Here is a 21,863-nt window from a genome sequence, read left to right as displayed (position 1 = left end):
CCGGTGATTAGGGTTAACGCTCTATCACCGGCCGGCCGGGAGCGTGAAGCGCGTGCCATCGCGTCCGGCCCAGTTGCCGGCGGAGCGCACCATGATGACGGCCCTGTTCCGGGTCACCCAGCCCCAGGCCTGTGCCGGGCGCCGCGCCGCCCTCGCGGCCGCCGTCGCGCTGGGCCTCGCCGGCTGCAACACCAGCTCTCCCGAGACGACCGGCTCGATCGGCCCCCTCGGCGGGTCATCCGCGGCGGCTGCGGCGCCCTCGCGGCAGGACATCGACCGGCTGGCCGAGCGCTTCAACGCCGACCCCGCCGACGGGCGCACGGCGATGGCCTATGCCCGCGCCCTGCGAGCCACCGATCAGATCAGCCAAGCCTCCGCGGTGCTGCAGCAGGCGGCCCTGCGCAACCCGCGCGACCGGGCCCTGCTCGGTGCCTACGGCAAGTCGCTGGTCGAGGCGGGCCGCTTCCGCGAGGCGATCGACGTGCTCGCCAACGCGCACACCCCCGCCAATCCCGACTGGCGCATCCTGTCGGCGCAGGGCTCGGCCTCCGCGCAGCTCGGCGAGCAGGCCCGCGCGCAGGGCTTCTACGAGGCCGCCCTCAAGATCCGGCCGAACGAGCCCTCGCTCCTGTCCAATCTCGGCCTGTCCTACGCGCTGTCGCGCAACCTCGACCAGGCCGAGCAGACGCTGCGGCTCGCCGCCGACCAGCCCGGCGCCGACGCGCGGGTGCGGGCGAACCTCGCCATGGTGCTGGGCCTCAAGGGGCGCTTCGCCGATGCCGAGGCCGTCCTGCGCCGCGACATGAGCGCCGAGGAGGCGGCCACGAACGTCGCCTCCCTGCGCAGGCTCGCCGCGCAGCCGAATCGGGCGAAGGCGCTGTCCGGCGCGGGCGCGCCGGGACAGGGGTGATCCGAAGACGCTCCGGTCCGCTGCCTCGGACCGAGCCGCGATTCCTGACAGCCTGTCACCCCGCGATTCCGGGCTCCGATGCGCGGCTCCGGAACGGCGACGCACCCCGACGCGGGGGCGCCTTCCCGACGAGCAACGGTGGACCGCACCCGGCCACCGACCGCTATCGCGCCCCTGCGCGCCGGGCCCGACAGGAAAACGCGCCTGTCATGACGACCCGGTAGCGGCCAGATTCGAAAAGTTCTATATCCCTCCGCGGCTGCGCCGCGCGGCATCACGGGCGTCCAAATCGCCCCCGCGCATCGTCCTGCCCGGGCACTCCCGGGGCGGCGCGCGCCCGTCGGGCGCTACACAGGCCGAACACGGATCTCGTAGCGCAGGTCTTGCCTGCGCGTGTTCGACAACCCGCAGCGAGGATAGAACCAGCCGTGCCCTCACTCGACAGCTTCAAGGCCCGCCAGACGCTCGAAGCCGGCGGCAAGACCTACACCTACTATTCCATTCCCGCGGCCGAGAAGAACGGCCTCGCCTCGGCGGCCGCGCTGCCCTTCTCCATGAAGGTGATCCTGGAGAATCTGCTGCGCTACGAGGACGACCGCTCGGTCAAGAAGGCCGACATCGCGGCCGCCGTCGGCTGGCTCGACCAGAAGGGCAAGGCCGAGGTCGAGATCGCGTTCCGCCCCTCCCGCGTGCTGATGCAGGACTTCACCGGCGTCCCGGCGGTGGTCGACCTCGCCGCCATGCGCGACGCCATGGTGGCGCTGGGCGGCGACCCGCAGAAGATCAACCCGCTCGTCCCGGTGGACCTCGTCATCGACCACTCGGTGATCGTCGACGAGTTCGGCACCCCCAAGGCGCTGGCCGACAACGTCGCCCTGGAATACGAGCGCAACGGCGAGCGCTACACCTTCCTGAAGTGGGGCCAGTCGGCCTTCGACAACTTCTCGGTGGTGCCGCCGGGCACCGGCATCTGCCACCAGGTGAATCTGGAATACCTGTCGCAGACTGTCTGGACCAAGTCCGAGGACGGCTCCGACGTGGCTTACCCCGATTCGCTGGTCGGCACCGATTCGCACACCACCATGGTCAACGGCATGGCGGTCCTGGGCTGGGGCGTCGGCGGCATCGAGGCCGAGGCGGCGATGCTGGGCCAGCCGCTGTCGATGCTGATCCCCGAGGTCGTGGGCTTCAAGCTGTCGGGCAAGCTGCCCGAGGGCACCACCGCCACCGACCTCGTGCTCACCGTCACCCAGATGCTGCGCAAGAAGGGCGTGGTCGGCAAGTTCGTGGAGTTCTACGGCCCCGGCCTCGACGACATGGCGGTGGCCGACCGGGCCACGATCTCCAACATGGCGCCCGAGTACGGCGCGACCTGCGGCTTCTTCCCGGTCGACCAGAAGACCATCGACTTCCTGAAGGTCACCGGCCGGTCCGACGACCGGATCGCCCTGGTCGAGGCCTACGCGAAGGCGCAGGGCATGTGGCGCGACGCCAGCACGCCCGACCCGGTCTTCACCGACACGCTGGAGCTCGACATGGGCGAGGTCCGTCCCTCGCTCGCCGGCCCGAAGCGCCCGCAGGACCGGGTTCTCCTCGACGGCGCCAAGCCGGGCTTCGCCGCCTCGATGGAGACCGAGTTCAAGAGGGCTGCCGACCTCGCGCGCCGCTACCCGGTCGAGGGCACGAACTTCGACATCGGGCACGGCGACGTGGTGATCGCCGCGATCACGAGCTGCACCAACACGTCCAACCCCTCGGTGATGATCGGCGCCGGGCTCCTCGCCCGCAACGCCGTCGCCAAGGGCCTGCGCTCCAAGCCGTGGGTGAAGACCTCGCTGGCGCCCGGATCGCAGGTGGTCGGCGAGTACCTGGAGAAGTCCGGCCTGCAGGAGCCGCTGGACGCGCTCGGCTTCAACCTCGTCGGCTTCGGCTGCACCACCTGCATCGGCAATTCCGGCCCGCTGCCGGAGGCGATCTCCAAGGCGATCAACGACAACGACGTCGTGGCCGCGGCGGTGCTCTCGGGCAACCGCAACTTCGAGGGCCGCGTGAACCCCGACGTGCGGGCGAACTATCTCGCGTCGCCGCCGCTGGTCGTCGCCTACGCGCTGGCCGGATCGATGCAGATCGACATCACCACCGAGCCGCTCGGCCAGGGATCCGACGGCAAGCCCGTCTACCTCAAGGACATCTGGCCGTCCTCGGCCGAGGTCCAGCAGTTCATCGAGGAGAACATCACCTCGGCGCTGTTCAAGTCCCGCTACGCGGACGTGTTCGGCGGCGACCAGAACTGGAAGGACGTCGAGGTCACCGAGGCCGAGACCTTCGCGTGGAACCCGGGCTCCACCTACGTGCAGAACCCGCCCTACTTCGTCGGCATGGAGAAGACCCCGAAGCCGGTGGAAGACATCGCGGAGGCACGGATCCTCGGCCTGTTCCTCGACTCGATCACCACCGACCACATCTCGCCGGCGGGCAACATCCGCGCGGCCTCGCCGGCCGGCGAGTACCTGCAGTCGCACCAGGTGCGCGTGCAGGACTTCAACCAGTACGGCACAAGGCGCGGCAACCACGAGGTGATGATGCGGGGCACCTTCGCCAACATCCGCATCAAGAACCAGATGGTGAAGGACGCCTCCGGCGGCGTGGTCGAGGGCGGGTGGACGCACTTCCAGCCGTCGGGCGAGAAGATGTTCATCTACGACGCGGCGATGAAGTACGCCGAACAGGGCACGCCGCTCGTGATCTTCGCCGGCAAGGAGTACGGAACCGGCTCGTCGCGCGACTGGGCGGCGAAGGGCACGAAGCTGCTCGGCGTCCGCGCCGTGGTGGCCGAGAGCTTCGAGCGCATCCACCGCTCGAACCTCGTCGGGATGGGCGTGGTGCCGCTGGTCTTCCAGGGCGACACGTCCTGGCAGTCGCTGGGCCTGAAGGGCGACGAGACCGTCACCATCAAGGGGCTGGCGGGCGAGTTGAAGCCGCGCCAGACGCTGACCGCGGAGATCAAGTCCGCCGACGGCTCGGTGAAGCAGGTCCCGCTGACCTGCCGGATCGATACCCTCGACGAGCTGGAATACTTCCGCAACGGCGGCATCCTGCCCTACGTGCTGCGCTCGCTCGCGGCGTGACCATCCATCGGGCGGCCCCTGGGCCGCCCCTCGGGATCGACGAGGCGGCGTCCCATGGGCGCCGCCTTATTTGTCTCTCAGACCGGCTATTTCGCTTGCGCGCAACCTTGTTTCGCGCACGGGCCGCCCCATAACCCCGCTCCTGAAGCCAGGATGGGACCCCGATGAAGCACCTCAGCAAGACCCTCGTCGCCGCCGGCCTGACGGCCCTGCTGTCGAGCGCGGCCCTCGCCGCGCAGGTCGAGCGCGTCCGCGGGACCATCGACAAGGCCGATGGCAGCACGCTCACGATCAAGACCGAGGACGGCAAGACCGAGACGGTGGATGTGGCCGGCGCGAAGTTCGCCTGGGTGGTCCCGTCGAGCCTCGACCAGATCAAGGACGGCGTCTTCATCGGCACCGCCACCAAGGGCGAGAATCCGATGACGGCCCTGGAGGTCGTGCTCTTCCCCGAATCGATGCGAGGCACCGGTGAGGGCCATTACGGCTGGGACGCGATCACCGACCAGACAGCGGGCGCCGGCGCGAAGGTGAAGAGCGCCATGACCAACGGTACCGTGAAGGCCGAGTCGTCGGGCGCGCCCAAGGTGAAGAGCGCGATGACCAACGGCACCGTGAAGACCGACAAGGCGACCGCGGGCGGAGAGCGCACCCTGACCGTGAGCTACGGCAAGGAGGGCTCCAAGGAGATCGTGGTCCCGGCCTCGGCGCCGATCGTCGCCTTCGAGCCGGCCGACAAGGCGATCCTGACGCCCGGCTCCAAAGTCTTCGCCGTGGTTGCCAAGGACGGCGCCAAGGCGGACGGCAAGCTCATCGCGGTCGGCAAGGATGGCCTGACCCCGCCCATGTGAGGCCGATCGCGGGGGAGGGAGCCGGACAGACCGGTGCCCTGCTCCGCGTCGCGGGGATCCCCCCGGGCCGGAATGACGCTGCGGGTTCAGTCTCCGGTGGCGCATAACGGTCTGCGCGCGCGGAGTACGCATACAGGCTGCCCCGAAAGGGATTAAAATCGTCGCCTCAGCGTACCGCGCGCTGGCACCCTGCACACAAATCGCGCATGTTCGCCCGCCGAGCGGCCGGCCAACGAGGTCGCGGCGGAGGAGTCCATCATGGGTGCTGGAGTGGCAGGCGCGATCGCGCCTGAGGGGACACCGAGTCTCTTGTCGCGGGAGCGGATCGTCGCCAGACCGGGCTTTAACCGATGGTTGGTCCCGCCGGCGGCTTTGGCGATCCATCTCTGCATCGGCATGGCCTACGGCCTGTCGGTGTTCTGGCTGCCGCTGACCCGGGCGCTGTCCGTGGGCAAGCCGGCGCCCGCCGCCTGCCCGGACATGGGCGTGATGACCGCCCTGTTCACCACCACCTGCGACTGGCGCGTCAGCGACCTCGTCACGGTCTTCTCCATCGGCATCGTCGTGCTCGGTCTCTCGGCTGCCCTGTTCGGCGGCTGGCTGGAGCGGGCCGGACCGCGCAAGGCCGGCATCGCGGCGGCCCTCTGCTGGGGCGGCGGCTTCCTGATCGGCGCCTTCGGCGTCTACATCCACCAGCTCTGGCTGGTCTGGCTCGGCATGGGCCTGATCGGCGGCATCGGCCTCGGGCTCGGCTACATCTCGCCGGTCTCGACCCTGATCAAGTGGTTCCCGGACCGGCGCGGCATGGCGACCGGCATGGCGATCATGGGCTTCGGCGGCGGCGCGATGATCGGCTCGCCCCTGGCCGACAGCCTGATCAAGAGCTTCCGGACCGCCGATTCGGCCGGCGTCTGGCAGACCCTCGCGGTGATGGGCGTGGGGTACATCCTGTTCATGCTGGGCGGCGCGTTCGGCTACCGGGTGCCCCCGGCCGGCTGGCGCCCGGACGGCTGGACCAGCCCGGCCGCCAAGAACGCCATGATCGCCTCGGGGCACGTCCACCTGCGCGACGCCCACAAGACCGTCCAGTTCTGGATGATCTGGCTCGTCCTGTTCCTCAACGTGTCGGCCGGCATCGGCGTGCTGGCGCTGGCCTCGCCGATGCTCCAGGAGATCTTCGGCGGCGAGCTGATCGGCCTGCCCGGCACCGGCTTCTCGGCCCTCGACGCCGGCCAGAAGGCGCAGGTCGCGGCCATCGCGGCCGGCTTCGTCGGCCTGCTCTCACTCTTCAACATCCTGGGCCGGTTCTTCTGGGCCTCGATGTCGGACCGCATCGGGCGGAAGGTCACCTACGCGATCTTCTTCGCCCTGGGCGGCCTCCTGTACGCGGCCGCGCCCTGGGCCGCCGGCATCGGCTCGCAGGCGCTGTTCGTCGCGATCTTCTGCGTGATCCTGTCCATGTACGGCGGCGGCTTCGCGACCGTGCCGGCCTACCTCGCCGACGTGTTCGGCACGCAGTTCGTGGGCGCCATCCACGGGCGGCTGCTCACGGCGTGGTCGATGGCGGGCATCGTCGGGCCCTTCGTCATCACCAAGATCCGCGAGGCGCAGGTCGCCGCGGGCGTGCAGGGGGCCGATCTCTACGGCCGGACCATGTACGTGCTGGCGAGCTTCCTGGCGGTCGGCTTCCTCTGCAACCTGCTCGTCCGGCCCCTGGCGCAACGCTGGTTCATGTCCGATTCCGAGCGGGCCTCCCTGGACGTCCGCGCCGGCGCCACGGCCTCGGGGCCGTCCGGCTCCTTCGGGATCGGCCGCGGCGGCTTCAGCGCGGGCGCCGCGCTGGCCTGGGCGGTGGTCGGCATCCCGATCGTCTGGGGCATCGGCATCACCCTGTCGAAGGCGTTCATCCTGTTCCGCTGAGCGGGCACGCTCGGTTGTGGCGGGCCCGGCGGGCCGCTAGGTTTCCGGCGCCTCGCCGTGCCGGGATGCCTTCGTCGTGATCGACAAGCTGGACTTCCTGCTCGCGCTCGCGCGCGAGCAGCATTTCGGGCACGCCGCCGAAGCCTGCGGCGTGACTCAGCAGACTCTCTCGGCCGGCGTGAAGCAGCTGGAGAACCGGTTCGGCGTGCAGCTCGTGCTGCGCGGCTCCCGCTTCCAGGGCTTCACCCCCGAGGGCGAGCGGGTCCTGGAATGGGCGCGGCGCATCGTGGCCGACGCGCGGGCCATGCACGAGGAGGTCACCGGCCTGCGCCGGGGCCTGACCGGCCATCTCCGCATCGCCGCGATCCCGACGGCGCTGCCGATGATCGTGAACCTCACGACGCCCTACCGCGAGCGGCACCCGGACGTGCGGCTGACGGTCGAATCGGCGACCTCGGCCGACATCTTCTCGCTGATCGAGAACCTAGAGGCCGATGCGGGCCTGACCTACCTCGACAACGAGCCCCTCGGGCGGGTGATCTCCGTCCCGCTCTACCGGGAGCGCTACCGCCTCGTGACGGCGATCGGCGGGCCCTTCGAGGGTCGCACCAGCGTCACCTGGGCCGAGACCAGCCGCCTGCCCCTCTGCCTGCTCACGCCGAACATGCAGAACCGGCGGATCATCGACCAGCAGATCCGCGAGGCGGGCGCGGATCCCGCCGCGACCCTCGAGTCGAACTCGATGATCGTGCTGCTGACCCACGTGCGCACCCTGCGCTGGGCCTCAATCATGCCGGAGATCCTGGTCGACGCCCTGGGTCCCATGGAGGGCGTGCGCACGATCCCGATCACCGCACCCGACCTGGAGCACACGATCGGCCTCGTCGCCCCGCGGCGCGAGCCGTCCACGCCGATGGTGACGGCGCTCGTGGCTATCGCGCGGTCCCTGGCACGGACGCTCGATCCGGATCTGGCCGCGCCGGGCCCTTCCTGAGCGGTCGGCTCCGGGCGCGGGCCGGAACGCGGCGTTCCGCGAGCAAGCCGCGGGTCGCCCGAAGCGCGTACACCGGCAGCGTCAGGACGCGCCAGAGCGCGAGGATCGCCGCGGTGATGAGAATCGCCAGCAGGATCCGCTGCATCGAACCCGCCCTCCAACCGCCGAGCTGGCCGAGAACGCGGGCCGGTGATCGGCCGGCGGGTCGGGCAGCGTCCGGGACGAGCGACGGTTAACGAGTCGTGCTGGCGCCGGGCTGTCGGCCGGCCAAGTCGCGGTTCGGGAGATCCCGGCGACGCCGTGCGCGGGAACGCGCCTGGCAAGGAAAAAGCCGCCCCGTCTCCGGAGCGGCTTACCGTGAGCGGTCAGGCCGCGAAGCGGCCCGCGGCCTTACTTGATCTTGGTTTCCTTGAACTCGACGTGCTTGCGCGCGACCGGGTCGTATTTGCGCATCGTCAGCTTCTCGGTCTGCGTGCGGGAGTTCTTCTTGGTGACGTAGAAATAGCCCGTGTCGGCGGTGGAGACGAGCTTGATCTTGACGGTGACGGCCTTGGCCATGGCGCGGCGCTCCTGCAGGGTGCGGCATTCCGCGTGAGCGAAACGCAAATGGCCGGGAAGGCCCGGCCGAATACGGGCGGGTGAATGCCCGATCGGGCCCGGCAGGTCAAGAGCGGACGCGCCGGCGTTCCGCCGCGACGAGCCATCCGGCGAAGGCCAGGAACAGGGCGAGCAGCGCCAGGGCGAAGCCGTTCGGCGGCACGAGGTCGAGCCCCCCGCCGATCACGGGCGGCCCCAGCATCAGCCCGACGTTGTAGAGCACCACGAAGGCCGCGTTGGCGCCCGCGAGGTCGTTCGGTGGCGTGCGGTCGCCCAGCATCGCGAGGCCGACCGTGTAGAGGGTGCCGGCGATGCCGCCCCAGACGAGGAGGAGCAGGCCGAACGCGGCCGGATGACCGGCCGCGAGGGGAATCAGGGCCGAGCCCGCGGCGCCCGCGAGGCCCGCGCCGAGGAGCACCGCGCTCCGGTCGAGGCGGTCGGCGAGCCAGCCGAACGGGATCTGGAACAGCACGTTGCCCAGCGCGATCAGGCTGACGAGGCCGGCCGCCCCTTGCGCGTCGTAGCCGAGGCGCAGGCCGTAGAGCGGCAGGATGGCGAAGATGCCGGTCTCCACCGCGCCGTAGGCCAGGGCCGCCGCCAGGGCGCCGGGGGCGAGCCGGACGTAGCCGAGAATGCCGCGGCCGGAGCCCGTCTCGATGGTCGGCGACAGGCCGCGGGCCAGGGCGATGGGCAGGCCGCCGGCCAGCATGAGGGCGGCTCCCGTCGCGTAGGGCGCCAGCCCCTCGGTCCCGACCAGGGCCAGCAGCAGCGGTCCCACCGCGAAGCCCGCCGCCAGGACGGTGGCGTAGATGCCCATCACCAGGCCGCGCCTCTCCGGCGGGGCGGCGGCGTTGATCCAGTACTCGGAGAGGACGAACAGCGCGCCGAGCGTCGCCGAGAAGACGAAGCGCAGGGGGAACCACAGGGCGATGCCCGGCAGCAGCGGGAACAGCGCGAGGCTGATGGCCCCGACGAGGAGCGCCAGCCCGAGCAGCGGCGCGACGCCGACCCGCGCGGCGAGGCGCGGCACGAACGGCACCGTGCAGATGCTGGCGATGCCCGCCACCGCGGTGTTGAGCCCGATCAGCGTGCTCGACGCGCCGCGCCGCTCCATCTCGATCGAGAGGAGCGGGATCGACAGGCTGAGGCCGATGCCGACGACGGTGACGCAGGTCACGGCCGCCGAGATCGCCGCCACGTCCTCCGAACTGATCCCGCGCCGCTCTTCCTGCCGCAATCCGTCCGGACGGCTCACAAGGCCACCCGTTCGCGCCGCCCGTAGCGCTCGTAGTGGAACGGAATCGTCCGGTAGGGCGCGAAATCGGCGGCGATCTGCGCCTCCAGATCGTCCAGGATCGCGCGGGTTATGGAGGGGAGATCGAGCTTGCGGGCGGCGTCGAGCCGGACCCAGGCGAGTTCGGTGAACTCGGCATCGGCCTGAACCCGCCCCGGTTCCTCGGCCGCCACCATCCGGCGGTCGACGGTGAAGAAGCGCGTGTCGAAGCGGCGCACGCGCTTCGGTGGGGTGATCGCGCGGGCGACGAAGTGCAGCGCCTCGAGGTCGGGCAGCACGCCGTGCCGCGCGAAGCCCTCCCAGCCCGCCGGCACCGGGTCGGGCGCGCCGTGCTCGCGGGTGCCCAGCAGAAGGCCGGTCTCCTCGTAGGTCTCGCGGATCGCGGCGAGCGCCAGCGCCCGGCCGAGATGGTGCGGGGGCCGGGACACCTGCCGGGTCAGCGCCGCCTCGGCGTAGTCCGGGAGCGCCCCGGCCACCGGCATGTGGCGGTCGCCGAGCTCGATCCGGCCGCCCGGGAAGACGAACTTGCCCGGCATGAAGGCCAGGTTCGGGTTGCGCCGGCCCATCAGGACCTTCGGGCCGCCCTTGCCGCGCCGGTCGATCACGATCATGGTCGCGGCGTCCCGCGGCCGCAGGCGCGCCGCGGCGGGCTTGCGCTCAGGAGCTGTGACGATCTGGGGCTCCCGCTGCGGCTGCGGCAAGGCGCGTCTCCTCAAGCCCCGGGGCGGGGCGGCCCCGCGGTAGCGCGGCGAAGCCGTGCATGCCAAGGGCGTATTGCAGCCCGACGACGGCGCCCTTCACCGGCTGGAGCAGGGCCAGCGCGAAGACGAGGGTGAAGACCGGCCAGACGCCCATCTCGACCCAGAGGGGCACGTCGTAGGCGCTCTCGGTCTCCAGGATCAGGTAGCCGACGATGTGAGCGACGATGAAGATCACCACGTAGGGCGGCAGGTCGTCGGCCCGGTGGTGGTGCAGCTCCAGGCCGCACGCGTCGCATTCCGGCCGCACCTTGAGGAAGCGGCCGAAGATCCGGCCCCGGCCGCAATGCGGGCAGCGGCCGATGAAGCCCCGGGCCATCGCGGGGATCAGGCGGGTGCGCTCGGGTATCGCGTCGGCGGCCATCCCTTGCCTGTACACCGCTCGGGTCAGCGGCGCGAGCCGCGGTGGCGCGACCCGGTGTTGCGGATGCCGGCGGGCCGGCCGGGCGGGGCGGTCTTGAACGGCCGTCCGCCGGCCTTCTTGCCGGGCCCCGCGTTCCGGGCCCCGGAGCGGGTCCGGCCCTCGCTGAGCAGCTCGAAGCGCAGCGCCCCGGCCACCGGCGCGGCCTCCACGAGCCGCACCTCGACCCGGTCGCCGAGGCGGAACGTCTCCCCGGTGCGCTCGCCCACCAGGGCGTGGCGACCCTCCTCGTGGCGGAAATAGTCGGCGCCGAGCTGCGAGACCGGCACGAAGCCGTCCGCGCCGGTCTCGTCGAGCTTGATGAACAGGCCGGCCCGGGTCACGCCGGCGATCTGGCCCGCGAAGGTCGCGCCGACCTGATCGGCGAGGTGGTGGGCGATCAGCCGGTCGATGGTCTCGCGCTCGGCCGCCATGGCGCGGCGCTCGGCCGCCGAGATCTGCTCGCCGATCTGCGCCAGCTCGCCGAGCGAAACGTCGGTGGCGAGCCCGTCCGAGCCGAGCCGGCAGGCGGTGATGAGCGCCCGGTGCACGATCAGGTCGGCGTAGCGCCGGATCGGCGAGGTGAAATGCGCGTAGCGGCGCAGGTTGAGGCCGAAATGCCCGAGATTCTCCGGCGCGTAGACGGCCTGGGCCTGACTGCGCAGGATCACCTCGTTGAGGAAGACGCCGTGCTCGGTCTCGGCCGCCGTGGCGAGGATCCGGTTGAACAGGGCGGGGCGCAGCGCCCCCTCCTTGGGCAGCTTGATGCCGACCGAGGCCAGGACCTCGCCGAGCGCCCGCATCTTCTCCAGGGCGGGCTCGTCGTGGACGCGGTAGATCAGGGGCTGACGCGCCTGCTCCAGGGTCTCGGCGGCGGCGACGTTCGCCTGGATCATGAACTCCTCGATCAGCCGGTGGGCGTCGAGGCGTTCCGGCACGATCACCCGGTCGACCGCGCCCTCGGCGCTCAGGAGAACCTTGCGCTCGGGCAGGTCGAGGGCCAGGGGCCCGCGGCGGTCGCGGGCCGCGCGCAGGGCCGCGTAGGCTGCCCAGAGGGGGCGGAGCGCCGTCTCCAAGAGCGGCCCGGTCGCGTCGTCCGGCCGCCCGTCGATGGCGGCCTGCGCCTGCGCGTAGGCGAGCTTGGCGCGGGAGCGCATCATCACCCGGTGGAAGCCGTGGCGGCGCTTCTCGCCGTCGGCGGCGATGACCATGCGCACCGCCAGCGCCGGCCGGTCCTCCCCCTCGCGGAGCGAGCAGAGGTCGTTCGAGATCCGCTCGGGCAGCATCGGCACGACCCGGTCGGGGAAGTAGACCGAGTTGCCCCGCTCCAGCGCCTCCCGGTCGAGGCTGGAGCCCGGCCGGACATAGGCGGCCACGTCCGCGATGGCGACGGTGAGGATGAAGCCGCCGGGATTGGCCGGGTCGGGATCGGCCTCGGCCATGACGGCGTCGTCGTGGTCCTTGGCGTCCGGCGGGTCGATGGTCACGAGCGGTCGGTCGCGCCAGTCCTCGCGGCCCTTCAGGGTGGCGGGCTTGGCGGAATCGGCCTCCGCCAGGGTCGCGTCGGCGAAGACGTGCGGGATGTTGTGCAGGTGGAGCGCGATCAGGCTCACGGCCTTCTCGGAGCCGAGCGAGCCCAGGCGCTCGCGCACGCGGCCCCGCGGCAGGCCGAAGCGGGTCTCGCGCTCCAGCGAGACGCTGACGAGGTCGCCGTCGCGGGCCTGCCCCTCCTCGCCGGGCGGGATCAGGATCTCGCGGCCCTGCGAGCGCTTCTCCACGGGCACGATCCGGCCGCCCTGCGCGCCTTCCCGGTAGACGCCGATGATCTCGGCCTTGTTCTTCCCGATGACCTTGATGACCCGGCCGGTGTAGCCGCCTTCGGCGTCGCGCTCGACCCGGACCAGGGCGCGGTCGCCGATGCCCGGGGCCGGACGGTTGCCCTTCCGGGGGCCGCGGGGCTGCGTCAGCACGATGGCGGGCGGCTTGCCGGTCCCGGTCCACTCCACCGGGACCGCCAGGAACTCGCCGTGGCGGTCGCGGGAGCGGATGTCGGCCAGCACGACCGGCGGCAGGTGGCCCGCCGGGGCGAGGCCGCCGCGGCCGCGGTCGAGGGCGCCGTCCTCCTCGATCTCCTTCAGGACGCGCTTCAGGTCGATCTTGGCGGCCCCCTTGATGCCGAAGGCCTTGGCGATCTCCCGCTTGCCGACGCGCTCCTTCGACTCGGCCACGAAGGCGAGGATCTGCTCGCGGGTGGGGAAGGGCTGCGGAGCGGCGGGCTCGGCCGCCGGGGCGGTGATGCGTCGTGCCAAAAGGGGGGTGCCGGACAGTTCTGCGATAGACAAGACCCGCGTGCGGGCGCGGGACCGAGGCGTCGGTCCTGTGCGGCTAACATGGGTGTCCGGCCCGCCCGCGGCAACGCCGTGCCGGCACTCCTCAACAGGCGCGATCAGCCGGTCGAGGCGCTCTTCCGGATGCGACCGACGGCCTCGTCGATGTCGAGACCGGGCGCGAGAAGCTCGTCCAGGGTGAAGGGGCAGGCGCGCGGCAGGGTCAGGTTCACCCGTCCTTCCTGCGGCGCCAGCTCCGGCGTCTCGGCCTTCCGGATGGCGAGCGCCCAGGCGCCGTCCATCCGCAGGCTCTCCGGCTCGGGAGGATCGTCCGCGAGGGCCCTGAGCCTGGCGCGACCCGTGTCGCGGCAGGCGCGGCTCAGGCCGTCATCGGAGAGAAGGGCGGCCTTGATCAGCTCGGCCAGGGCGTCCCTGACTCGTTCGACGCTCGCGTTCATGGGCATCCGTCCCGAAGATCGCGGGTGCGTGGCAAGCCGGATGCCAGCGCGCGCTTCATCCCGTCGCCGATGGTCTACCGCGCTCCGCCGGGTGTAGAAGGCGCGGATGATCCCGGTCCTGACCCGCCACACCGAGGCCGTGCCGCTCTACGCCGCGGCCTGCGCCGAACTGCAGCTGCGCGGCTTCGAGGGCGACCTGACCCTGTCGGACGCCGACCGCACGGTCTTCTCCACCGACAACTCGATCTACCAGGTGGAGCCGGGGGCCGTGACCTTTCCCCGCACCCGCGACGACCTCGTTCGCATCGCCAGGCTCCTCGAGGATCCGCGCTTCGCCGAGATCGTGATCCGCCCCCGGGGCGGGGCGACCGGCACCAACGGGCAGTCGCTGGGCCACGGCCTCGTGGTCGATACCTCGCGGCACATGAACCGCATCCTGGAGATCGACGTCGCGAACCGGGTCGTCCGGGTGGAGCCCGGCGTGGTGAAGGACCAGCTCAACCGGGAACTCGCCAAGCACGGCCTGTTCTTCGCGCCGGAGCTCTCCACCTCGAACCGCGCCACGATCGGCGGGATGATCTCCACCGATGCCTGCGGGCAGGGCTCGTGCCTCTACGGCAAGACCCGGGACCACGTCCTCGCGCTGACCTGCGTCCTCACCGACGGCACGGTCTGGACCGCCGAGCCCCTGGACGCGGAGGGCCTCGACGCCGCCAAGGGCCGCGACGACCGCGTCGGCGCCATCCACCGCGCCGTCGACGCCGTCGTCACCGAGAACGCGGCGCTCATCGCCGAGCGCTTCCCCAAGCTCAACCGCTGCCTCACCGGCTACGACCTCGCGCATCTGCGCGACGCGGGCGGCCGGTTCGACCTCAAGAGCGTGATCTGCGGCTCCGAGGGCACGCTGGCGCTGATCGCCGAGGCGCGGCTGAACGTGCTGCCGATCCCCAAGGCCGCCGTGCTGGTCGCGCTCTCGTACATCGACTTCGACGCGGCGCTGCGCGACGCGCAGGCGCTGCTGCCGTTCGGCGCCGCCTCCGTTGAGACGATCGACTCCACGGTCCTGGCGCTGGCCCGCAAGGACCCGATCTGGGCCGAGGTGCGGGCCTTCTTCCCCGACGATCCGGCCGGGCGGCCGGTGGACGGCATCAACCTCGTGGAGTTCGTCGGCGACGACGCCGCGACCGTGGAGGCGGCCCTCGCGCGGCTCACCGGGACGCTGGAGGCCGAGCGCGGCACCGACACGAGGCGCCTCGGCTTCACCATCGCCCGGGGCGACGCGATCGAGCGGCTCTGGACCATGCGCAAGAAGGCGGTGGGCCTGCTCGGCGCCGCCAAGGGCGACGCGCGCCCGATCCCGTTCGTCGAGGACACGGCGGTCCCGCCGGAGCGGCTCGCCGACTACATCGCGGAGTTCCGCGCGCTCCTCGACGGCAAGGGGCTGCGCTACGGCATGTTCGGCCACGTCGATGCCGGCGTGCTGCACGTGCGGCCGGCCATCGACCTCAAGGACCCGGCGCAGAACGGCCTGATCCGCGAGGTCACGGAGGGGGTGGTCGCGCTCACCGCCAAGTACGGCGGCCTGCTCTGGGGCGAGCACGGCAAGGGCTTCCGGTCGGAATTCGTGCCGGCGACGTTCGGGCCGCTGATGCCCGCGCTGGAGGCGGTCAAGCGCGCCTTCGACCCGGACGACCGGATGAACCCGGGCAAGATCGCCTCCGCCAGGGGCGCGGGCCTGACCCGGATCGACGGCGTCCCGCGCCGGGGCGAGCGGGACCGCGCCATCCCGGCGCCGGTCCGGGAGGATTTCGACGAAGCGCTCCACTGCAACGGCAACGGCGCCTGCTTCAGCTTCGACGCGGACGAGGCCATGTGCCCGTCCTGGAAGGCGACACGGGAGCGGCGCCACTCGCCCAAGGGCCGCGCCTCGCTGATGCGCGAGTGGCTGCGCCGCGCGGCGGAGGCCGGGGTCGACCCGGCCGCCGAGCTGGCGCGGCAGCGCGCCGGGTGGCTCTCCGAAGTGGCGGCGACCCTGCGGAGCCGCCTCCGCGGCCGGTCCGAGGCCGACGACTTCTCCCACGCCGTCAAGGAGGCGATGGACGGCTGCCTCGCCTGCAAGTCCTGCACGGGGTCCTGCCCAATCAAGGTCGACGTGCCGACCTTCCGGGCGAAGTTCCTGGCGCTCTACCACACGCGCTACGCGCGGCCGCTGAAGGACCATCTCGTGGCGGCGCTGGAGCCGCTGCTGCCGCTGGCGGCGCGGGCGCCGCGCCTCTTCAACGCGATCCTGGCTAATCCGCTGGCCCGACTGCTCCTGGCCCGGTCCGGGCTGGTGGCGATCCCGGCCCTGTCGCCGGTCGCGCTGACGGCGCGGCTGGCGGAGCGCGGCGTCGCCGTCGCGACCCCGGACGCCCTGGCCCGGCTGGACCCGCGGGAGCGCGCGCGGTCCGTGCTGGTGGTGCAGGACGCCTTCACCAGCCACTTCGACGCGGAAGTCGTGACCGACAGCTGCGCCCTCCTCGCCGCTCTCGGCTTCCGGCCCTGGCTCGTGCCCTACCGGCCGAACGGCAAGCCGCTGCACGTGCACGGCTTCCTGGCGCGGTTCGCCGCCGTCGCCCGCTCGAACGCCGCGATGCTGCGCGACCTCGCCGGGCACGGCGTGCCCCTGGTCGGGATCGACCCGTCGATGACGTTGACCTACCGGTCCGAGTACGCGCAGGCGCTGGGCGGCGATCTCCCGAAGGTCCACCTCCTGCAGGAATGGCTCGCCGCCCGCCTCGACCGGATCGCGCCGGGGCCGCGCGGGCCAACGATGCGGCTGCTGCCGCACTGCACCGAGCGCACCAACGCGCCGGGCGCGGTGCGGGACTGGCAGGCTGTGTTCGCCCATCTCGGCCTCCGGCTCGAGGTGCCGGCCGCAGGCTGCTGCGGCATGGCCGGGACCTACGGGCACGAGAGGCACCATCGCGCCACCTCCGAGGCGATCTACGGCCTGAGCTGGGCCCGCCACGTGGCCGAGGCGCCCGGCTGCACCCTGCTGGCGGACGGCTATTCCTGTCGCTCCCAGGCCAAGCTGGTCGACGGCGTGCGGCTGCGGCACCCGGCCCAGGCGCTGCTCGAGCATGTCCGCGCGGCTGAGGCGGGCGCGGCGCCCTTCCATCCCGAGCGCGCCGCGGCGGTGGCGCCGTGAGCCCCGCTATGACCGTCGCCGTCGTGGGGGCCGGCGCAGTCGGCTGCTACTACGGGTTCCTCCTGGCGCGGGCCGGCCACGCGGTGACGCTGATCGGCCGTCCCGCCCTGGTCGAGGCGGTCGAGAAGGACGGTCTCGTGCTGGAGAGCGCGGCCGGGACGGCCTCCGTGCCCGTCCGGGCGACCGATACGGGGGCGGGCGTGTCGGGCGCCGACCTCGTGCTGGTCTGCGTGAAGTCGGGCGACACCGAGGCGGCGGGCGCGATGATCGCCCCCCACCTCGATCCGGCCGCGACGATCCTCAGCCTCCAGAACGGCGTCGACAACGCCGAGCGGCTCGCCGCCTTGCTGGGCCGGCCGGTCGTGCCGGTGGCGGTCTACGTCGCCACCGCGATGGCCGGCCCCGGCCACGTCCGGCACAACGGGCGTGGCGACCTGATCCTCGGCGCGTCCGAGACGAGCGGGCGCGTCGCCGCCGCGTTCGCGGCGGCCGGCATTCCGACCACCGTCTCGGCGAAGGCCGTCGATGCGCTCTGGGCGAAGCTGATCATCAACTGCGCCTACAACGCCCTGTCGGCCCTGACGCAGCTGCCCTACGGCCGCCTGGTGGAGGGCGAGGGCGTGGCCGCGGTCATCGCGGACGTCGTCCAGGAATGCGCGCGCGTCGCGGAGGCCGAGGGCGTGTCCGTGTCGCCCGGCATCCTCGACGACGTGATGGCGCTCAGCACCGCCATGGCCGGACAGCGCTCGTCGACCGCGCAGGACCTCGCCCGCGGCCGGCCGAGCGAGATCGACCACCTCAACGGCACGATCGTGCGCAGGGGCGCGGCGCGTGGTATCCCGACGCCGGCGAACCGGCTGCTGCACGCGCTGGTCAAGCTCGCCGAGCGGCGGGACTGAGATCGGCCCCGCACCGGCACGGAGGCCGGAGGCCCGGCTCGCGACGGGCGGTCAGGCCCGAGCGGCGGCGTTGGCCTTGCGGGTCGCGGCGGCCTTCCGGGCGGAGGCGGAGCGCTCCGCGGCCGTCCGTCCGGCCGAAGCCTTGCCGCCGGACGCGCCGCCCTTGTGGGCGGCCGGGTGGCCGGTGGCCTTGCCGCGGCCCGATCCGCCCGGCTTCTTGCCGCCGCCGTCGTCCTTGTTGACGGTGGCCCAGGCCCGGGCCTCCGCCTCCTTCTCCGGCACGCCGCGGGACTCGTACGAGTCGGCGATGTGCTCGGCCTTGCGCTTCTGCTTGTCCGTGTATTTCGACTTGTCGCCCTGGGACATGGGCCGTCTCCCGAAGCTCAGCCCACCCCGGTCGGACCGTCGAGGATGGCGCGGACGCGGCGGACCAGCTCCGTGCGCCGGTAGGGCTTGTTGAGGAGGTCAAACTCCGAGCCCCCGATATCGGTTCGCTCCAGGCTCGCCTCGGCGTAGCCGGTGGCGAGCAGGACCTTAAGCTTCGGCTGCCGCCGGCGGGCCTCGCGGGCCAGCAGCACCCCGTTCATGCCCCCCGGCATGATCAGGTCGGTGAACAGCAGGTCGACCTTCTCGCTCGAATCCAGGATCTCCAGGGCCTCGCGGGCATTGCTCGCCACCAGCGTCGTGTAGCCGAAGTCCCGCAGGATCGTGCGGGCGAGCTCGGCCACGTCCTCGCGGTCGTCGACGATGAGGATCGTCTCGGTGCCCTGGCGGTCCACGGCCCGCAGCGAGACCTTCGCAGGGGCGTTGACGTCGCCGTCGGTCGCGGGGAACGACAGCCGCACCGTCGTGCCGGCGCCGACCGTCGACTCGATCTGGGCCGCGCCGCCCGACTGCTTGGCGAAGCCGTAGACCATCGACAGGCCGAGGCCCGTGCCCTTGCCCTCCTCCTTGGTGGTGAAGAACGGATCCATCACCCGGGCGAGCACGGCGGGCGGGATGCCGGTGCCGGTGTCCTTGATGGCGATGCTGACGTAGCGGCCGTCGCGCAGCGGCCCGATCTCCCGGCCCCGCGCGGCGATCTCGCTGTTCTCGGTGGAGATCCGGACGGTGCCACCCTCCGGCATCGCGTCGCGGGCGTTGATCAACACGTTCAGGATCGCGACCTCGGCCTGGGTCGGGTCGACCCGGCAGTTCCAGAGATCCGCCGCGAGGTCGAGCTCGACCTTCACCGCCTCGCCCACCGAGCGGGCGACCATCTCGCCCATCCCCTCGATCAGGGTGTTGAGATTGACCGCGCGGCCGTCCAGCCGCTGCTTGCGGGCGAAGGCCAGCAATTGCTGCGTCAGCGTCGTGGCGCGCTCGGCCGCCTGCCGGATGTTCTCGGTGGCGCGGCCGAGCCGCGCGCGGTCGGCGTCGGGCTTCTCCAGGCCGGCCGCCAGGATGTCGACGTAGCCGACGATCACCTGCAGCAGGTTGTTGAAATCGTGCGCGATGCCGCCGGTGAGCTGGCCGAGCGCCTCCATCTTCTGGGCCTGGCCCAGCGCCTCCTCGGCGTCGCGGCGCCGCGAGACGTCGAGCTGCGAGCCGAAGTAGTACACGAGCTCGCCGTCGGCGTTGTAGACCGGCGAGACGAACAGGGCGTTCCAGAAGGTCGAGCCGTTCTTGCGGTAGTTCAGGATCTCGGTGGCGAATTCCCGCTTCTCGGCGATCGCCGCGCGGACCTGCGCGACGCTGTTCCGGTCGGTATCGGGACCTTGAAGGAAGCGGCAGTTGCGCCCGATCAGCTCTTCCGGCGTGTAGCCGGTCATCGCCAGGAACGCCCGGTTGGCGAAGATGATCGGGTTGTCCGGCTGGCGCGGATCGGTGACGATCATCGGCATCCGCGTCGTCTCGACGGCCGCGAAGAAGATGTCGCTCTTGCGGTCGGTGATGTCGCTCGGGGCGCCGTCCCGGATCGGTGGGCTCGGTCCGGAGGGTGGGGTTTCTGGCGTCTCAGACATGCGAGGCGTTCGTGACCTTCCGGGCCGGGAAATAAGTCTGCGCGTGGCCGATCACGACCGGTGTGAGCGACATTAGCGGCCCGACGCGCGATGTCGACGGCGCATCCCCGGCGGTCCTTCCGCGTCGGCGCCTCATGCTGCGGCCGGCCGCGGCGCCGCGGACAGCGCGCTCACGGGCGCCGGGACGAGCCGGGACGGCGCCGTCTCGCGGCACGCGCCGAGCACCGCCGACAGCGCCTCGTTCAGCGACGTCACGAGGAAATCCGCCGAGGTCGCCCGGCGCAGCCGCTCCAGAGTGGCCGGATCGCGCTCGCGCCAGAAGCCCACCAGGATGCGCACGCCCGGCACCGCGGCCCGGGCCTGCCGGACGGTGAACCGGATCTGCGACAGGCTCACCGGTTCCAGGTAGGAGAAGCAGATCAGCGCCAGACCGTCCGGATTCTCGGGCCGCTCGCCGGCGCGGATCGCCGCCATGGACAGGATCTGCGAGGCGAGTCCGTGGCGCGCGAGGATCTGGCTCAGCATCAGCGTCGCCGCCTCGTCGAACGGGCCGCGGCTCGACACGCACAGGACCGGCGTCTCGCTGCGCCAGTTGGGCGCGAGATCCTCGCGGTCGAGCACGATGCCGGCCACCTGCCGGTCGGGCCCGATGGCGGCCAGGGCCGCCGCGGTCTCGGTGTCGGGGCCGCGGCCGGATCCCCGCCGGGTGCGGCGCCCGACGGGGGCGGTGCCGAGGCGGTCCACCACCGTTCGGATCGCCGCGCCGACCTCATCCTGCCGCGCGCGGTCGAGGGTGCCGCGCGACAGATCCTCCTGCGCCAGCAACAGGCCGGCGAGGGCGACCTCGTCGTAGTAGGTGACCAGGGCGCGCTCCTTCAGGAACTGCCAGCCCTGGTCGATCGCCTCCACCGGATCGCCGGCCAGCATGCGCTGGTAGAAGATCTCGGGCGGCGACAGGGCGGGCTGGTCGCCCAGCAGCACGTCGAGATACCAGAGCCGCTCCACGTGCCGGCCGAGCACGACGAGGCACACCGTGAGCGGCGTGGCGAGAACGAGGCCGATCGGCCCCCACAGGAAGGTCCAGATCGTCGCCGCCAGGATGACCGCGATCGGCGAGAGGCCCGTGGAGTGGCCGTAGAGCAGCGGCTCGATCACGTGGCCGCAGATCGGCTCGACCACGAGGAACAGCGCCGCCGTGGCGATCACCATGCTCCAGCCGGGATCGACGGCGGCGGCGAGGATCAGCGGCAGCAGGGCGCTGATCGCCGCGCCGATATAGGGCACGAAGCGCAGGATTGCCGCGAGAACGCCGAACAGGGTCGGGCTCGGGACGCCGATCACCCAGAGCCCGATACCGATGACGAGGCCGAAGGCGATGTTGAGGGCGAGCTGGGCCAGGAAGAACCGGCTGAGCCGGCTCGTGGCGTCGTCGATCGCCGCCGTGGTCCGGCGCAGGTCGCCCGAGCCGCCGGCGAGCCGGATCGCCCGGTTCCGCAGATCCTCGCGCTGGAGCAGGATGAAGATCGTGAAGATCAGGATCAGGCCCGTCGTGGCCAGGGGGTGCAGGATCGGTCCCACGAAGGTCTGAAGCGTGTCCACCACGCTGGCGCGGGCGGGGGTGAGCTCCACCGTGAGCGGATGCGTGCGCGATCCCGGCTCGCCACGGACCTCCGCGGCCGGCGGCGGCTGCAGGGTGGCGCTGAGATCCTGCACCATGTCGACGATCCGCGAGAGCGTGCCGGTCCCGGCCGTCGCCCCGCGCAGATCCTTGATCTTGGTGCGCATCACCTGGGTGTAGCGCGGCAGGTCGGAGGCGAGCTGGGACGCCTCGCTGGCGATCAGGCTGCCGATGCCGAACAGGGCGCCGAAGACGATCACCACCACGAGCATCACCGCCGGCGCGCGCGGCACGCGCAGCCGCCGCAGCATCCGCACCGCCGGGACGAGGACGAAGCTCAGGAGGATGGCCAGCGTCACCGGCACGAGGATCTCGCGCGCGAGGTAGAGCGCCGCCATCGTGGCGACCACGAGGAGGATCGACGCCAGCGCCACGAAGACCGGCAGGCCCTGCCGCAGGCGCTGGGCAGTGACGGGATCCTCGCTCACGGACACGCTCCACTCACATCAGGTCTCG

The 21,863-nt window shown here is 71.9% G+C and carries 16 protein-coding genes; 7 read left to right on the top strand and 9 right to left on the bottom strand.

Features of this window, described 5'->3' with window-relative positions; translation table 11 throughout:
* Nucleotides 1–91 precede the first annotated feature (91 nt).
* From MOTC310_RS15900 to MOTC310_RS15880, 5 genes are all read left to right on the top strand, one after another.
* On the top strand, nt 92–910 hold the full coding sequence (locus MOTC310_RS15900) for a tetratricopeptide repeat protein (protein ID WP_331302461.1): 819 nt from the start codon (nt 92–94) through the stop codon (nt 908–910).
* A gap of 428 nt (nt 911–1,338) precedes the next feature.
* Complete coding sequence (gene acnA / locus MOTC310_RS15895; RefSeq protein ID WP_331302460.1) at nt 1,339–4,038, top strand: aconitate hydratase AcnA; 2,700 nt, start codon at nt 1,339–1,341, stop codon at nt 4,036–4,038.
* Nucleotides 4,039–4,202: 164 nt separating this feature from the next.
* A complete protein-coding gene (locus tag MOTC310_RS15890; protein WP_331302459.1) occupies nt 4,203–4,889 on the top strand; it encodes a metal ABC transporter permease in 687 nt (228 codons plus the stop codon).
* A 258-nt stretch (nt 4,890–5,147) separates the two neighbouring features.
* On the top strand, nt 5,148–6,809 hold the full coding sequence (locus MOTC310_RS15885) for an OFA family MFS transporter (protein WP_331302458.1): 1,662 nt from the start codon (nt 5,148–5,150) through the stop codon (nt 6,807–6,809).
* 76 nt (nt 6,810–6,885) lie between these two features.
* On the top strand, nt 6,886–7,803 hold the full coding sequence (locus MOTC310_RS15880) for a LysR family transcriptional regulator (protein ID WP_020092569.1): 918 nt from the start codon (nt 6,886–6,888) through the stop codon (nt 7,801–7,803).
* Between the two features lie 390 nt (nt 7,804–8,193).
* Here MOTC310_RS15880 and rpmG read toward each other — a convergent pair whose 3' ends face one another.
* The 6 genes from rpmG to MOTC310_RS15850 all read right to left on the bottom strand — a co-directional run bounded on the left by rpmG (nt 8,194) and on the right by MOTC310_RS15850 (nt 13,637).
* Nucleotides 8,194–8,361: a 50S ribosomal protein L33 gene (gene rpmG / locus MOTC310_RS15875; protein WP_012320513.1), complete on the bottom strand. Its 168-nt coding sequence runs from the start codon at nt 8,359–8,361 to the stop codon at nt 8,194–8,196.
* Nucleotides 8,362–8,467: 106 nt separating this feature from the next.
* On the bottom strand, nt 8,468–9,655 hold the full coding sequence (locus tag MOTC310_RS15870) for an MFS transporter (RefSeq protein WP_331302457.1): 1,188 nt from the start codon (nt 9,653–9,655) through the stop codon (nt 8,468–8,470).
* Nucleotides 9,652–10,395 (bottom strand): NUDIX hydrolase, encoded by a 744-nt coding sequence (locus MOTC310_RS15865; protein WP_331293714.1) that lies wholly within the window; start codon nt 10,393–10,395, stop codon nt 9,652–9,654. Before MOTC310_RS15865 ends, MOTC310_RS15870 begins: the two co-directional genes overlap by 4 nt.
* Nucleotides 10,352–10,816, bottom strand: coding sequence for a DUF983 domain-containing protein (locus MOTC310_RS15860; protein WP_331293712.1), 465 nt, complete (start codon nt 10,814–10,816; stop codon nt 10,352–10,354). The genes MOTC310_RS15865 and MOTC310_RS15860 overlap by 44 nt, the downstream gene beginning before the upstream one ends.
* 23 nt (nt 10,817–10,839) lie before the next feature.
* Nucleotides 10,840–13,161: a ribonuclease R gene (gene rnr / locus MOTC310_RS15855; protein WP_331302456.1), complete on the bottom strand. Its 2,322-nt coding sequence runs from the start codon at nt 13,159–13,161 to the stop codon at nt 10,840–10,842.
* 137 nt (nt 13,162–13,298) lie between these two features.
* Nucleotides 13,299–13,637, bottom strand: coding sequence for a hypothetical protein (locus MOTC310_RS15850; protein WP_331302455.1), 339 nt, complete (start codon nt 13,635–13,637; stop codon nt 13,299–13,301).
* A 106-nt stretch (nt 13,638–13,743) separates the two neighbouring features.
* Between MOTC310_RS15850 and ydiJ the strand changes: the two genes are divergently transcribed.
* Together ydiJ and MOTC310_RS15840 are read left to right on the top strand one after the other, a co-directional pair.
* Entirely contained in the window at nt 13,744–16,827 is a 3,084-nt protein-coding gene (gene ydiJ / locus MOTC310_RS15845) for a D-2-hydroxyglutarate dehydrogenase YdiJ (protein WP_331302454.1), read from the top strand.
* Between the two features lie 8 nt (nt 16,828–16,835).
* Nucleotides 16,836–17,726: a ketopantoate reductase family protein gene (locus MOTC310_RS15840; protein ID WP_331302453.1), complete on the top strand. Its 891-nt coding sequence runs from the start codon at nt 16,836–16,838 to the stop codon at nt 17,724–17,726.
* Between the two features lie 51 nt (nt 17,727–17,777).
* Here the strand turns inward: MOTC310_RS15840 and MOTC310_RS15835 are convergent, their stop codons facing one another.
* The 3 genes from MOTC310_RS15835 to MOTC310_RS15825 all read right to left on the bottom strand — a co-directional run bounded on the left by MOTC310_RS15835 (nt 17,778) and on the right by MOTC310_RS15825 (nt 21,835).
* Nucleotides 17,778–18,092: a plasmid stabilization protein gene (locus MOTC310_RS15835; RefSeq protein ID WP_331293704.1), complete on the bottom strand. Its 315-nt coding sequence runs from the start codon at nt 18,090–18,092 to the stop codon at nt 17,778–17,780.
* Nucleotides 18,093–18,109: 17 nt separating this feature from the next.
* Nucleotides 18,110–19,729 carry a hybrid sensor histidine kinase/response regulator gene (locus MOTC310_RS15830; RefSeq protein ID WP_331302452.1) on the bottom strand — a complete coding sequence of 540 codons (1,620 nt, stop codon included), beginning with the start codon at nt 19,727–19,729 and terminating at the stop codon, nt 18,110–18,112.
* Nucleotides 19,730–19,861: 132 nt separating this feature from the next.
* The gene (locus MOTC310_RS15825) at nt 19,862–21,835 is read right to left on the bottom strand and encodes an AI-2E family transporter (RefSeq protein ID WP_331302451.1); all 1,974 of its coding nucleotides are present in this window, start codon (nt 21,833–21,835) and stop codon (nt 19,862–19,864) included.
* Nucleotides 21,836–21,863 lie beyond the last annotated feature (28 nt).

Source organism: Methylobacterium oryzae (assembly GCF_036441375.1).
In the GTDB taxonomy this organism is placed as follows: Bacteria; Pseudomonadota; Alphaproteobacteria; order Rhizobiales; family Beijerinckiaceae; genus Methylobacterium; species Methylobacterium oryzae_A.
The sequence above is the reverse complement of the archived record's forward strand: the minus strand, read 5'-3'. Positions and strand labels throughout refer to the sequence as shown.

Bases quoted from the DNA above. Each gene is read 5' to 3' on its own strand.
- MOTC310_RS15900 (WP_331302461.1), top strand. From the start codon at position 92: ATGATGACGGCCCTGTTCCGGGTCACCCAGCCCCAGGCCTGTGCCGGG.
- MOTC310_RS15890 (WP_331302459.1), top strand. From the start codon at position 4,203: ATGAAGCACCTCAGCAAGACCCTCGTCGCCGCCGGCCTGACGGCCCTG.
- MOTC310_RS15885 (WP_331302458.1), top strand. From the start codon at position 5,148: ATGGGTGCTGGAGTGGCAGGCGCGATCGCGCCTGAGGGGACACCGAGT.
- rpmG (WP_012320513.1), bottom strand. From the start codon at position 8,361: ATGGCCAAGGCCGTCACCGTCAAGATCAAGCTCGTCTCCACCGCCGAC.
- MOTC310_RS15860 (WP_331293712.1), bottom strand. From the start codon at position 10,816: ATGGCCGCCGACGCGATACCCGAGCGCACCCGCCTGATCCCCGCGATG.
- MOTC310_RS15850 (WP_331302455.1), bottom strand. From the start codon at position 13,637: ATGAACGCGAGCGTCGAACGAGTCAGGGACGCCCTGGCCGAGCTGATC.
- ydiJ (WP_331302454.1), top strand. From the start codon at position 13,744: ATGATCCCGGTCCTGACCCGCCACACCGAGGCCGTGCCGCTCTACGCC.
- MOTC310_RS15840 (WP_331302453.1), top strand. From the start codon at position 16,836: ATGACCGTCGCCGTCGTGGGGGCCGGCGCAGTCGGCTGCTACTACGGG.
- MOTC310_RS15835 (WP_331293704.1), bottom strand. From the start codon at position 18,092: ATGTCCCAGGGCGACAAGTCGAAATACACGGACAAGCAGAAGCGCAAG.
- MOTC310_RS15830 (WP_331302452.1), bottom strand. From the start codon at position 19,729: ATGTCTGAGACGCCAGAAACCCCACCCTCCGGACCGAGCCCACCGATC.